At 42.7% G+C, this 13,972-nt stretch carries 12 protein-coding genes, 1 tRNA gene and 1 pseudogene; 4 read left to right on the top strand and 10 right to left on the bottom strand.

Going from position 1 to position 13,972, the window contains the following annotated elements; genetic code table 11:
• The 7 genes from NWP21_RS18720 to NWP21_RS18690 all read right to left on the bottom strand — a co-directional run.
• The coding region (locus NWP21_RS18720) for a hypothetical protein (protein ID WP_280793860.1) at nucleotides 1-226 on the bottom strand (226 nt) is incomplete at its 3' end.
• 97 nt (nucleotides 227-323) lie between these two features.
• A complete protein-coding gene (gene ftsH2, locus NWP21_RS18715; RefSeq protein WP_280793859.1) occupies nucleotides 324-2,210 on the bottom strand; it encodes an ATP-dependent zinc metalloprotease FtsH2 in 1,887 nt (628 codons plus the stop codon).
• Nucleotides 2,211-2,591: 381 nt separating this feature from the next.
• The gene (locus NWP21_RS18710; protein ID WP_280793858.1) at nucleotides 2,592-3,086 is read right to left on the bottom strand and encodes a hypothetical protein; all 495 of its coding nucleotides are present in this window, start codon (nucleotides 3,084-3,086) and stop codon (nucleotides 2,592-2,594) included.
• 138 nt (nucleotides 3,087-3,224) lie between these two features.
• Nucleotides 3,225-4,670, bottom strand: a complete 1,446-nt coding sequence (gene gltX, locus NWP21_RS18705; RefSeq protein ID WP_280793857.1) for a glutamate--tRNA ligase — start codon at nucleotides 4,668-4,670, stop codon at nucleotides 3,225-3,227.
• 148 nt (nucleotides 4,671-4,818) lie between these two features.
• A tRNA-Asp gene (locus NWP21_RS18700) sits at nucleotides 4,819-4,892 on the bottom strand.
• 113 nt (nucleotides 4,893-5,005) lie between these two features.
• Entirely contained in the window at nucleotides 5,006-6,181 is a 1,176-nt protein-coding gene (locus NWP21_RS18695; RefSeq protein ID WP_280793856.1) for an esterase-like activity of phytase family protein, read from the bottom strand.
• Nucleotides 6,182-6,378: 197 nt separating this feature from the next.
• Nucleotides 6,379-7,890, bottom strand: coding sequence for a TM0106 family RecB-like putative nuclease (locus NWP21_RS18690; RefSeq protein WP_280793855.1), 1,512 nt, complete (start codon nucleotides 7,888-7,890; stop codon nucleotides 6,379-6,381).
• 78 nt (nucleotides 7,891-7,968) lie between these two features.
• On the opposite strand from NWP21_RS18690, the gene NWP21_RS18685 reads away from it, so the two are divergent.
• Complete coding sequence (locus tag NWP21_RS18685; protein WP_280793854.1) at nucleotides 7,969-9,156, top strand: aminotransferase class V-fold PLP-dependent enzyme; 1,188 nt, start codon at nucleotides 7,969-7,971, stop codon at nucleotides 9,154-9,156.
• A gap of 78 nt (nucleotides 9,157-9,234) precedes the next feature.
• Entirely contained in the window at nucleotides 9,235-10,317 is a 1,083-nt protein-coding gene (locus NWP21_RS18680; protein ID WP_280793862.1) for a glycosyl transferase, read from the top strand.
• Between the two features lie 17 nt (nucleotides 10,318-10,334).
• Here NWP21_RS18680 and hisC read toward each other — a convergent pair whose 3' ends face one another.
• On the bottom strand, nucleotides 10,335-11,387 hold the full coding sequence (hisC, locus tag NWP21_RS18675) for a histidinol-phosphate transaminase (RefSeq protein WP_280793861.1): 1,053 nt from the start codon (nucleotides 11,385-11,387) through the stop codon (nucleotides 10,335-10,337).
• 370 nt (nucleotides 11,388-11,757) lie between these two features.
• Here hisC and NWP21_RS18670 point away from each other — a divergent pair, with 370 nt between their 5' ends.
• A complete protein-coding gene (locus NWP21_RS18670) occupies nucleotides 11,758-12,669 on the top strand; it encodes a hypothetical protein (RefSeq protein WP_280793853.1) in 912 nt (303 codons plus the stop codon).
• 58 nt (nucleotides 12,670-12,727) lie between these two features.
• On the opposite strand, the gene NWP21_RS18665 is transcribed toward NWP21_RS18670, so the two are convergent.
• A complete protein-coding gene (locus NWP21_RS18665) occupies nucleotides 12,728-13,441 on the bottom strand; it encodes a rhomboid family intramembrane serine protease (RefSeq protein ID WP_280793852.1) in 714 nt (237 codons plus the stop codon).
• Between the two features lie 85 nt (nucleotides 13,442-13,526).
• Complete coding sequence (locus tag NWP21_RS18660) at nucleotides 13,527-13,847, bottom strand: hypothetical protein (RefSeq protein WP_280793851.1); 321 nt, start codon at nucleotides 13,845-13,847, stop codon at nucleotides 13,527-13,529.
• On the opposite strand from NWP21_RS18660, the pseudogene NWP21_RS18655 reads away from it, so the two are divergent.
• Nucleotides 13,796-13,972: pseudogene (locus NWP21_RS18655) on the top strand (DUF2887 domain-containing protein); the annotation flags it as partial. The gene NWP21_RS18660 and the pseudogene NWP21_RS18655 sit on opposite strands and share 52 nt — an antisense overlap.

Genomic DNA, 13,972 nt, shown 5'->3' with positions numbered 1-13,972 from the left:
CTAAATCAATATTAATATCTTTAGCTTCTATATATCCTAGGATGCGGTCATTTTTTCTGATGGTGAAGTCGGGAATACCTTGTTGATTACCTTTTTCTTCAATTGTGGCGTTAATTCCCATCATTAAACTTTCAATCAGTCGTTTTAAGCTGGGGTAATGACTACGTTCTCCACCGCGTTTGATGTTGGTTTGTAGGTCTTCGATGTAGTTGGTAAATTCTGTCATGGAGAATTACGGGAGTTTAGTTAAAGTCCGGGATCTGAGTAAAAAAAATAGGGACGGTCTTAACCATCCCCATTGCTGTCAAATTCAATTATAAGCTTTACAGCTGTGGTACATACTGAGCTTTTTCGGGTACTTCAGTGTACTCAGCGACGATTTGGCGGAATTCTTCGCCGTCAATGGTTTCTTTTTCGATGAGTAAATCTACTAGGCGATCGCAAGCTGTGCGGTGGTCGCGGATAATTTTCTTGGCGTTTTCGTAGCAATCTTCGGCGATTTTGCGCACTTGAGAGTCAATGCGAGCGGCGATCGCTTCGGAATAATCAGAGCGGGTTGTCCAATCACGACCTAGGAATACTTCTCCCTGTTGGCTTTCCAAAGACAGCGGACCTAAGTCAGACATTCCGAACCGGGTCACCATTTGGCGAGCCATTCCGGATAACTGCTGTAAGTCGCCACCTGCGCCAGTTGTGACTTCCGCAGAGCCAAATACCACTTCTTCAGCAGCACGACCACCCAACGCACCGGTAATTCTAGCTTTGAGTTGAGAACGAGAAATTAAACCTTGTTCTTCATTGGGGGTAAACCAAGTTAAACCCTGTGCTTGTCCACGGGGGATAAGGGTAACCTTTTGTACGGGGTCATGTTCTTTTAACAATGTCCCTACTAAAGCGTGTCCTACCTCATGGTAAGCAATCAAGCGTTTGCTCTTGCTATCTACTAAAGGAGTACCCTCCATACCAGCCACTACCCGGTCTACTGCATCATCAATTTCACTGAGGGTGATGGCTTCTTTGCGTCTTCTGGCGGTGAGGATGGCGGCTTCGTTGAGTAAATTGGCTAAATCCGCACCTGTGAAACCAGGAGTGCGCCGAGCGATGACTTCTAAAGATACAGTAGGGTCAAGTTTCTTATTGCGGGAGTGGACTTGTAAGACTTCCAAACGCCCTTTAATATCTGGTGCGTCTACAGTAACTTGGCGGTCAAAGCGACCGGGGCGCAATAATGCTGAGTCTAGGACATCGGGACGGTTGGTAGCGGCGATAATAATAATACCGGTGTTACCTTCAAAGCCATCCATCTCCGTGAGCAATTGGTTTAAGGTTTGCTCTCTTTCGTCATTACCGCCACCAATACCAGCACCCCGTTGTCTTCCTACTGCGTCAATTTCATCAATAAAGATGATACAGGGAGCGTTGTCTTTAGCTTTTTTGAATAAATCGCGGACACGGGATGCACCCACACCGACAAACATTTCTACAAATTCTGAACCGGAAATACTGAAGAAAGGTACACCAGCTTCCCCGGCGATCGCCTTGGCGAGTAAGGTTTTACCAGTTCCCGGCGGACCGACTAACAACACCCCTTTAGGAATGCGTGCGCCCACAGCGGTAAACCGTTCTGGCTGTTTGAGGAAAGTAACGACTTCTTGCAGTTCTTCTTTAGCTTCTTCAATACCTGCTACGTCGTCAAATTTCACCCCTGTTTTGGCTTCCATTTGAAACCGAGCCTTAGATTTAGCAAAGTTCATCGCTTGACCAGGACCACCGGGCATATTGCTAGAGCGACGGAACAAAAAGAACAATCCTGTAATCAAGAGGATGGGAAAAACCAAATTTCCCAACAGTCCCCAGATAGCGCCATCATTCCGCATGGGGTGGGCATCAAAACTGATGTTTTTCTCTTTGAGCTTGGTAATTAACTCAGGAGAATTAATTGGCAGATCCACCCGCCACCGTTGCACACGATTTTCGATATCTTGATCGCTGGCTTCCACTATTGCTGTTCTGCCACCTTCATACAAATCGACACTATTAACACGGTTAGCGTCTAGGTATTCCAGGAAGCGGCCATAGGTCATACGGGTATTAGCTGCATTTTTACCCATTTCAGCGGTATTGCCAGCAAAAGCGCCTTGCCAGAGAAAAAAGCCAATCACCAAAGCCGGCAATGTCCAGAGTACCGCGACTCGCCAGGAGAATTTCATTTTAATTTGCCTCTAGATGCCAATACAATTAACCTTCCGTAGAAACTGATGATGCCATCATCTGTGACTAGGTTAGGTATGCCATTTTGTTTAATTTGATCTTTGATCATAAATCGCTGTAGCCATAGGGGACTAACGGCGATATCAAAAAGTATCTTAATTAAAGTTAACTTAATTTTAATACAACTTTGCATCAAGCGTGAAAAACTAAGGCGACGAAAAGAAAATTAAAATGCCCATAACCCCTATATCCCTGTCATTGCAAGGATTTCAACATTTCTGAAAAAATTGTTTCAAAGTCGGTGAGGCTTTGAAACAATAGTTGTGGATGTGTTCAAACAAAGAATTCCCCCCTCTCCCCAGTAGGTATTCACCTTGTCTTTACTTAACTTGGGTGATGTGTAATGTATAAGGGAAATACTTGTCTTTTTGGTATGAACCCACCCAAATTTGGTATATTCCGGGTAACCACTCCCCCACTATGCCGGGATTTTCGCGATCAAAGTCGTCATTACACCAAGTTCCGCCGGGTCCTTTGACAATCATGGTGGTGTCTTGAGGACTTTGTATTAATAATTTCAAATACTCGAATCTATTTTTTAACTCTAATGTATGTCCGGGGGTGAGGTGGAAAAATCCGGTACATGCACCAGTGGCTGTTTGAGACCGCCCCGCAATTTGTCTTGCTGGTAGTGAACCCCCACTCATCCCCCGTACTTTCACTGGATCTGGAGAAAATTCTCGGTTGATAGTGATGTCCCCAAATATCGGTGGTGTTTCCTGGGCATTGGCTATGGCTTGAATTACAGATGTGGTGCCCAGTACAAATATGATCAAGAATAATCTTATCCCTTGGTTGATCACTATTTTCGACATTAAGATTAGGTTTTGGTGGACACTAATTTTACACAGCAAGTTCCCAAAATAAGAGAAATTTACTGCTGGGGACTGGGAAAAGCAGGGAAAATTATCAAAAATTTCTCCCGATCTTCTTGTCCCCTGTTCTAAAAGCGCCTAATTGGCGGCGGACATGGCTTGCTGTAACCGGGGTTTGTCTAAATTAATCTGATTGAGCAGTAACCAAGATTGAATTAGATCAGGTCCATGAACATCTCCAGTTAAGGCCGCTCTGAGCGATCGCATAACTAAGCCTTTTTTAAGTTTTTGCTCTTTTACCACTTGTTTAATGATTTCTTGGGCGGTTGTTTCTGACAGATGGGGGTGATTTTCCAAAGCTGCGATAATTCCCTGAATAGCAACCTCTGAACCTTCTTTTTGTAGTTGCTCCCTAGCTTCTGAGGTAAATTCTACTGTTTGAGTGAAAAAGGGTCTACTCATTTCCACCGCATCTGTGAGACGAGTTAAACTCTGACTGATTAAAGTGACTAACTGCTCTAACCAGGGGCGTTCTCGTCCTCCCTCAAAGGTAAATTTAGCATCTTCCCAAAAGGGGATGATTAAATCTGTCAGTTGCTCCACGGGCATATGATGGAGATACTGACTATTTAACCAATCCAACTTTGCCCAGTCAAATTTGGCTCCCGCTTTGTTCACCCGCTCAAAGCTAAAGTGTTGAGCCGCGGTTTCTAAGGTAAAGATTTCCTCCGTTGATTCCGGTGGCGACCACCCCAGTAAGGTCATGTAATTGACTAAAGCTTCAGAGGTGAAGCCCATTTTCTGAAAGTCAGAAATAGAAGTCACTCCATCCCGTTTGGAAAGTTTGCGCCCTTCCATATTTAATATCAGGGGTGTATGAGCAAATTCGGGAATTTTACCTCCTAAAGCTTCATATAACAAAATTTGTTTGGCTGTGTTGGCTATGTGGTCTTCCCCGCGGATAACATGACTAATTTGCATATCTATGTCATCAACTACAACCACAAAGTTGTACAGTGGTTGACCAATACCTGTTTCTGAAGCGCGGGCGATGACCATATCACCACCAAGGTCACTACCTCGCCATGTCATTGTTCCCCTAACTAGATCATTCCAGACAATTTCCCGCTCATCAGCAATTTTGAACCGAATCACACAGCTGCGCCCTTGGGCTTTAAAGGCTGCTTCTTGTTCTGGTGTCAGATTGCGGTGACGGTTATCGTAGCGGGGAGCTTGGTTTGTGGCTTTTTGGGCTTCTCGTAGTGCTTCTAGTTCTTCTGAGGTGGTGTAGCAACGATAGGCTAATCCTTGTTCTAGAAGTTTTTCCACCGCCTCTTTATACATATCTAGGCGTTGGGATTGGAAAAATGGCCCTTCATCCCAGTTTAACCCCAACCAGCGAAAACCTTCCAGAATATTTTCAGTATATTCGGGACGCGATCGCTCTAGGTCTGTGTCTTCAACTCGTAAAATAAACTTCCCACCATGGTGGCGAGCAAATAGCCAATTAAACACAGCGGTTCTGGCTGTACCAATATGTAAATTCCCCGTGGGACTCGGCGCAATCCGGACTCTAACAGTCACAATTAATTCTCTCTTTCACAAAGCATCATCAATTTAGCTTATATCTAAACTGAAATCCTCAGTTTTAGGACTCAGCACCATAGACAAACATCCCCAAATACATATATTATGCTGCAGGGGATTTATAAATTATTGCTCGTAACCCAAACGGGACTGACGGGGCTCGAACCCGCAACTTCCGCCGTGACAGGGCGGTGCTCTAACCAGTTGAACTACAGTCCCTTGATTCCCAACTTTCTCAGGTTACCTCTTATTTAGATAATTGTCAAGTGTTTTTTGCAAAAAAATCTGATTTTTTTTCTGGCTGGTTTGGCGCGTCTAGTTAGCCGGGGTTGTTACCGCCTGATTAACCGGCGTAGTAGTCTCATCAGCGGTGACTCAATCTTAACTTTAAAAGCCAGAAATTGGTTGCGCTGGAATGAATTAAAATTGTTATCACTGATCAAAATCAATGAACGATAGCCATCAGGTAGATCCGGGCCAAAGGTTAAACCTTCGATATTATCTAAGACTACATCTAGACTTGTCAAATCTAGGAGCAATTTTTTCTCTGCGGGTTTAATTTGCTGTGAGTCCACTGCTAAAAGGCTGTTAATATTCTGAATATCATCAGCACCTTCTAGGGAAACCTCAAATAGAGAAACAGCAAATAACAACCCAGTAAAAGAGCGTTCTATGCTCAGGAAATGTCCGCGGTTATCTAATGCTAGTAAATCCGGTAATCCACTACTAAACCTACCAGTGAGATTGAGCATTTCTCCTACTGGTTCAGTTGAGTATAAAAATTCCTTTTCTGGTAGATTAGTCAAGAGATTATACTGTAAAATCCGCGAAGAAGTACCAACATTAGGTTTAGTCGCTGGTCCATCTTGAATCAGAGCATTTTCTGTGGCCGTGAATAAATACTGATGGTTAGGTGTGATGGTGAGGCTTTCAAAGGCTAAGTTATTGCGGATACCTTGCTGACGGTTTTTGTCTGGTAAAAACTTATTTGGTATGGGTAATGTTGTCAGCAATTTACCCGAATCAAGGCCGAACTCTTGAATAAAGGGATTAATTGATTGTCTCCCATCCCCCTCGGAACAAATAAATACAGTGTCCCGATTAGTTACAGCAATACCTTCTGTATCTGTTTCACCGGGAGGAAAGGGTTGATTATCTTGATTTAAAAGTGTGGTCACACCCAGGGGAACAACATCGCCATTTTGCAGTTTACCTTTACTCAAGTCTATCTTCAGGGTATAAAATCGAGCGGGTGCTTTTTCTCCCCGGTCATCGGAGATAGCATAATAAACGTCTTTGTTGGGGTCGTAAGTAATTCCAGATAAACCGCCAATTGCGTTGTTTTTCAGGGTGGAATTATGAGGTAAAATTGCTTCACCAATAAATTCTATCTGACTAATTTCGGCGGCGTATAATTGTGAATTATTCAGCAGTGTGGTGACTAAGATGATTGTCAGACTAATGGCAATGATTCCAGGGAATGATAAAAGTTTTTTAATTAGCTGCATATTATTTTGATTATGGGGGTTCTCACCCTCCCACTGGGTTTTGATAGAATATATAGGCGGTGGAATGTTGAACTTGTAATTAATTATGCCAGTTAACTCAAGAGGCTGAAGAGAGTATATTTACAAAAAGAAAATATTGAGGAAATTTTGCAGAACATGGGTGATTGAAGTGCAGCAGTTTAGCTCAATGGGTAAAATTAAGGAAGTGGGGGATGGGTATGATTTTGGAAAAAGGTAACTAGCCAATCCTTAACATTACGGGTAGCTCGACAATCATCCTCGTTATAACTTTGAATCACTTCCAGTAAAGTGCGATCGCCTGTTTCTAACCATTGGTCATACCAATAAATACACTTAGCACCACTAGCTTCTTTTTCCCGCCACTCAAAGCCCAACCAACGGGCGATCGCTTTAAGTGCATAGCTTTCTACGGGTAAAGCGACGGTTTTAATTAATTGTTCATAGACATCAACAAACCGATTCAAAACAGGATAGACTAGGGAGTTAGGAGTTTGGTAGAGTTTCCCTAGGCGTTTGACAGTATCAACTTCATAGACGCAAAAATGATAAATTGGTGCTTGGGGATATTGCCAAACCAAATCTAAAAATTGCTGCCAAATTAATTCTTCTTCTTCTGGTTTTTCGGCGATAAAGGAATAAAATTTTTCCGTCTTGGCTTGCTGGTCAACCACCAAAATTCCCAACAAATAATCTAAATCCAAATCTGGCTGGGCTTCAATATCAAAATAAAGCTCTACAGGAGCGGTAAATAGAATATCTTCTTTTGGTAACCCATGGGGTAACATCAAAGGTTGTCTGTGGAGTACAGATTGGGCTTGTAATATCAGTTTGGCTGCAACTGCGCCATCAAAACCAGGAAGGTTTTCTAAAGTCTCAGGGGTAGTATGAGCTAGAGATTCTAGGGTAGTGATAGATAAAGCCTGAAGTTGGTCGTAGCGCAGGGGTGTTACCCCTGGTAACAGAGAAAGGTGTTGCTGTGATTGAGCGACCTGATAACAGTCATTATACCAGTGGCAAAGATTGCACTTTTGGCGGGAAATAAATACTTCTGGTGGTGAGGGTAACTGTAAGTCCTGGAGAAACTCTAGTAAAATGCTTTGCATTTGTGGAATCCATTTATCTAAATCCACTGCATAATCTCTGTTTTTTGTCCGCAACAGTAGCCAAGCGTTTTCGGGTATGATACCCTGTACCTTAGCCAATACTTGGGCGTGAAACGCTGCCACAACTTGATATTCTTGCTTAGGACGCTTACCCAATTCAATATTTACGGGTACATACATCCAATCCCCAAACCGAGATTGTCCCGACTGTTTTACCAGTAAATCAGGACGACTAAGAAAAGTGTATTTTGTATATTCTGGGGAAAGTGAAACATCTTCAGGAGTAGGAGCTACCAAATCATAGTACTCAGCTAAGAGTACACCGCGATAAATGTACTCAACCCCACGCTGCATTAATTCTAAAGTCGCTGCTTGAGCTGCTTCCCAGTCTCCTCGTGGATAATCTGGTTTGTAATAATCGCCCAACTCTGCCAAAATACTGGTACGATGGGCGGCCTTGTCTTGTTGTAACTTGAGTAGCAACTCATTAGCAGCATCCCGCTGGGGTCTATCGCCCCGAGCATCTAGGACAGGTCGGCGTTTGCAGCGTTGATATTGCAGTAATTGTTCAGCATTGATTAACATTCCTTTAAGTTAACAAGAATTTCAAAAATCTGGTCATGAGCCGGAGAGTAAACTGGTTTGTGAGCAAAATTGCTATTTATGACAAATATTTTGGCTAGAGAAACTCAATTACATCAACATCGCGCACAATTTCCCGCTTTGGGAAATAAGATTTATTTTAATTATGGTGGACAGGGGCCAATGCCTCAAGGGGCAATGGATGCCATTACTCAAGCTGAAGCTGATACCCAACAAGCGGGACCTTTTGGTAATCAAGCTTACGCCCTAGTTGCACAAGCAAAGCAAAATCTTAGGGAAGCTTTGGCTTGTGAGTTGCAAGCACCAGCAGAAACTATTACCCTCACAGAAGATGTTACCGTTGGCTGTAATATTGCCATGTGGGGTATTGATTGGCGTGGGGGTGACCATATGCTACTCTCGGACTGTGAACACCCAGGAGTAATTGCGATTTCCCAGGAAATCGCCCGTAGGTTTGCTGTGGAAGTTACTATCTGTCCCCTCAAGGAAACTTTAAACACAGGCGACCCTGTAACGGTGGTTGCTCAACACTTCCGCCCCAATACCCGCTTAGTAGTTCTTAGTCATGTTTTCTGGAATACAGGACAAGTTTTACCCCTTGACAAAATTATAGAAGTATGCAGAGCTAATAATTCCTTGGTGTTGGTAGATGCTGCTCAGTCTGTTGGCTTATTACCTTTAAATTTAACCGCATTGGGGGCGGACTTTTACGCCTTCACAGGTCATAAATGGTTATGTGGTCCTGGGGGTGTGGGTGGTTTATATGTCCGTCCCGAAGTTAGAGACAATTTACAACCCACATTTATCGGCTTACGTGGCATTGTGGTAGATAGTCAGGGTCAAAGGGTAAGTTGGCAACCGGATGGGCGAAGATATGAAGTATCGACATCAGCAACGTCATTATATGCTGGTTTGACAGGGGCGATCGCCATTCATCAGCAATGGGGAACCCCACAACAACGTTATGAGCAAATCTGTGATCATAGTGAATACCTGTGGAGAAGATTAACAGACCTAGCCAATATCCGGTGTTTACGCACATCTCCACCCCAAAGCGGGATAGTTTCCTTTCAACTGTCTGAGGAAAAATCGGGGGTACATTTCCAGTTAGTCCAATTCCTAGAGTCACAAAGAATATTAACTAGAACAATTGCTGATCCTGACTGTATCCGCGCCACTGTCCATTATTTGACCCTAGAAGCAGAAATTGACCAATTAATAGAGGCTTTACAAAGGTTTAGCCTTTAAGTAAGAGGAAGTGGGGAAAAGGTAGCATTGTATTTATGTCCCTCTTCCCCAATTTAAATTAGTAATTAGCAATTATCAATTATGCGGCCAATTTTATATGTAGCAATTACTAACCACGGTTTCGGTCATGCTACTCGCACGGCTTCAGTGGTATCAACAATTCAAAAATTATGTCCAGAAGTTTTATTGATTCTGGTCACCACCGCCCCCCGGTGGTTGCTAGAGTCCTATATAGAGGGGGATTTTATTCATCGTCCCCGGGCTTTTGATTTGGGTGTAGTCCAGGGAGACAGTTTGACAATGGATAAACCGGCGACTTTAGCACAGTTGCGGGATATTCAACAGCGTCAAAATTCCCTAATTGCCTCAGAAGTCAATTTTATCCGCCAAAACCGGGTGAATTTAATTTTAGCAGATATTCCTTTTTTAGCTCCTTTATTTGCTAAAGCCGCAAATATTCCCTGTTGGATGATGAGTAATTTTGGTTGGGACTTGATTTACCGACATTGGGGGGGTGAATTTATCACCATTGCGGATTGGATTAGTGAATGTTACTCTCAATGCGATCGCTTGTTTCGTTTGCCTTTTCACGAGCCGATGTCATCTTTTAGTAATATTACTGATGTGGGCTTAACTGGTGGTTATCCTCGTTACTCTGCCGAGGAAGTGCGCGCTACTTGGCGAATTACTGCGCCCAAATCAAAAACCATCTTAGTCACCTTCGGCGGTTTGGGGTTAGAAAAAATACCTTACGAAAATTTACGAAATTTTCCAGATTGGCAATTTGTGATCTATGATCAATCTGCCCCAGACTTACCTAATGTTAGAAAGGTTAGCGGTTCCAAATACCGCCCAGTAGATTTTAGTCCTATTTGTGGGCGTGTGGTTTCTAAACCTGGTTATGGCACTTTTGCGGAAGCGACAAAACTTGATATACCTTTGGTGACCATTCCCCGGGATGACTTCGCGGAAGCTAATTTTCTGTTAGCAGGGATTGTGAATTATCATCACCATCAAATTATCACTTCCCAGGAATTTTTTAGCGGTAATTGGGATTTTTTGCGTCAAGAACCCCAGCAACCCCAGCAATCTCAACCTTTAGCTAAAGATGGTAATGAAGCGATCGCCCAGGCTGTGATTGACTATTTTCACAGTTTGTAGTATGTAATAAAACCTAACTAGGAACAAATTTGACGGAGCGCCTCTACTAAAACTTGATTTTGTTGGTCTGTACCCACGGTAATGCGTAACTTATGATCCAGTCCTGGGTGTGGAAAGTAGCGTACTAAAATCTGTCGTTCTTTGAGCCGTTGATAGAGGAATTGAGCATTTTCTTGGAGGGGTTGTACTAATAAAAAGTTAGTCTGGGAATCCCCTACCTGAAAACCTAATTGTTTTAAGTCCGTGGCTAGTTTAGTACGTGATCCTTTCACCTTGGCTACACAAGCATTTTTATAAGCTTGATCTGTTATAGCTGCGGCTCCCAATGCGCAGGCGATCGCATCAATGTTATAGCTATCCTTCACCTTAAACAACCCATCGAGTAAGCGAGGATTTGCCACCCCGAAGCCTAGACGTAATCCTGCTAAGGAGTAACCCTTAGAAAGTGTGCGAACCACAACTACATTATCATATTCCTTCACCAAAGCCAGTGCATTCTCCTGTGCAAAATCTACATATGCTTCATCAATGACCAAAACCCCAGATAATCGGCTTGCTAGCTTTCTCAGGTCTTCCATGGGGACAATACACCCCGAGGGACTATTAGGGGATGCGATGAATGTCACATTTCCGTCAGCGGTAATTAGTTCTTCCAGGGGGAATCTGTCATCTTCTCCATAGGGAATCTGAATAATTTCTGCCCCCTGTATTTGTACTAAGGTCACATATAGTACATAAGTTGGTATAGGGTAAACTACCTTTCTCCCGGGTTCAGCGCAGGCTCTAACTACTAGGTTCAAAACCTCATCACTACCATTACCGACAATAATCCAATCATGGGGAACACCCAAAACCTTACTTGCGGCTCGCCGGAACTCTCCGCCTAAAGGTTCTGGATAACGTCGTAACCATTCCCCGTTAATATTCTTCAGCAGGTCTAGCACCACCGGTGAAGGAGGATAAGGATTTTCGTTACTATTAAGTTTAATTATCTCTAGTCCGGGTTGGGGTTGTTCGCTGGGGACATAGCTAGCCATTGTCCTGATATGATTGCGAAAATAGTTATTTATCATAGTTTATTAGGTAACTAAATTAGCTAAAGCCTTTTTCAGGCTCATGAAGTACACACCAATTCCCTATTCCCTGTTCGGTGTGTTCCCTGTTCCGTCAAACTAAAAAAATTTGTCCATCACGACCATGGGAAATGCTATATAACCTTGACACAGAGAAGTCATTAGCTTAATAGTAGTGAGTTGGTGTGAGCATGAGCTAGTTTTTGTCTAGGCGAGAAACTCCCATAACCCTAACTCCTGACTCAGGGTAGTCTAGTCACCTGGACTTCATATTCTTTAGTGTGTACTTATGGGATTTTATCAGCCTGTCACATGCCGCCTATAGTATCTCAAAAAAATTATTGCTTGTACAAAAAAACTAACAATTATGTCATCTAATGAACCTACCCCCAATGGAATTAATGAGGCTGAAACTCAACAACCCGCACCTGAAGCTGAAGAAGTAAGTATCGATACTGAAAATCAGGTAGAGATTGAAGAACCTGAAGCAATCTTTCAAGCTATCGGGGTAATTGTTGGAGATGTCAACCTGAATGAAGATGGTAAAAACACTGTTACTATTAGTAATTGTGATTACCCACTTTTTTATATTCCCCAAAAACGCAAAGTATTTGATGCTCTGATTAAAGAAATAGAAACTACTGGAAACCGTACTTTTAGGTTGGTTGTTTATCCTAAAGTCATTCATTTTCCCCGTAGAGATCAACCCCATAGCGTCACTTTTCAGCTAGTTGGCTTTGACAGAGGGCGAGAAAAACAGACAGTTTCGGCGGAGCTAGAAGACAACGAGTTTAAATTCTCAGGACTATGGCAATTTATCCCCGTCTGTCAAACCCCCTGTATTTCTGTTTTCCGCAATTTTACTCGCGAAAGACTTGAATATATTAAACAAGCGGAGGCCAGTAAAAAAGTCAAATTTATGAAGGCTAGCCATCTACCCTTATTCTGGAAGGACTCACCGGTTAGACCTTTCCGATTTAATCCCAAAGCTGAAAAAGAAGACCAAGGACATGCGGTATTTGTCTCATTGAAAGCCAAATTTCTGCCTGGGCGTAATGTCTTCGGTTTTGTGGCCCTATTAGCGCCACCCCAAGAAACCGCACCTAGATTTCTCAAAGCATCTAAAAAGGATAAAGCTACGGCGCTGCAGGAATCTAGAAAAAATCAAACCACAGTACCGCCAGTATCCAAAAAGGTTGATACCAAGCCCAGCAGTAATCTACCCAAAACTATTATCAAAAAGAAGTCCCCAGAGGCTAAAAACGACGGCGAGAAATAGGTTCAGCCCACAGGCTCACGCCTGTGGGTCACTCAGATGAACAATTTTCGCCCATTACCTATGATTTAGAGGATGATTCATAGTATCTAATTGCAGCAGCGCCAAGACATAATCCTAGTAATTGTACCCAGAAGGAGAAGTTACCTGAGTTGACATCGGATGCAGTTATGTTTAAGCTGCCAATGCCATAAAATAGCTGTTGTATAAACCACCAAAATAGGTAAGAATAGGCTGGTAATTCTACTGGTATGTATAAGATTAACAGGGGCATGATAGTATCAATTTTAGCTTGGGGAAACTTGCTGAGGTAGGCTCCTAAGATAGTGGCGATCGCCCCATTTGCGCCAATTAATGGTACTGTCAAACTCGGTTCTAAAATAATTTGTGCTATTCCCGTGAGTATCCCCCCTCCTAGATACAAAGCTAGGACACGTTTATAACCAATGACACTCGACAAGGTTTTACCAAAAACCCATAAAAATATGAGATTCCCGACAATTTGACTAATACTACCATGGAGAAACATGGCTAAGAAGAGGGAAGGTAAACGCCAAAAAACAACCACCCAAGCAGCTGGATTTAAATAGATAGCATGGGTAATTGCACCACTAATCTGAGCGGGAATCAAACCCCAGCTATCAATAAAAGATGCTAATTCCCCGGTTATTCCTAGTTTTATTTGCCAGAGAAATATAGCAATGTTAATACCAATGAGCCAATAAATAACAATTGGTGGATGACGCAGCCGAATATGATCACTAATAGGAATCATCTATCTCATGTTTTGCCTCAAACCACCCCATCATATCAACAATTGGTTAAAGAAATTCCGGGATTTAAAACCGTGAGCAAACCCCCTAAAACCTGGGCAAAATATTCAATTTTTCCCGCCAATCCTGATCATAGCGCAGAGTTACAACTTGATAAGCAGTATTGTATTTGAGATTATCCCGCTGAATTTGGTCCTGTCTTTTTTGCTCAGGGCTATCATGAACAGAGCCATCACAGAAAATTGCGATCGCCTCTTGCTCATAAACAAAATCTGGTTTACAGTCAGCTTCAGGGATGAACTTTTGCGCCGTATCGGGTAATTTATATCCCCCTTGATAAATTTCCTCTAAAACCACTCGTTCAAAATCAGAATGACGACTGGTATGGTGTAGTGATCTTCCCCTCACGTAGTTTAGAACCAAGGGATAGTAGAACCCATCGGACTTTATTAAATAGTGACCAGGTACAGCGAATTTATCTAGATGAGTTAGGATCTCCCAATACCCTGTCAATAGGTATTAATTTAATGCAG

Origin of the sequence: Anabaenopsis sp. FSS-46, from assembly GCF_029891665.1 — a bacterium.
Classification (GTDB): Bacteria; Cyanobacteriota; Cyanobacteriia; order Cyanobacteriales; family Nostocaceae; genus Anabaenopsis; species Anabaenopsis arnoldii.
This window is presented reverse-complemented; position numbering and strand designations above follow the sequence as displayed.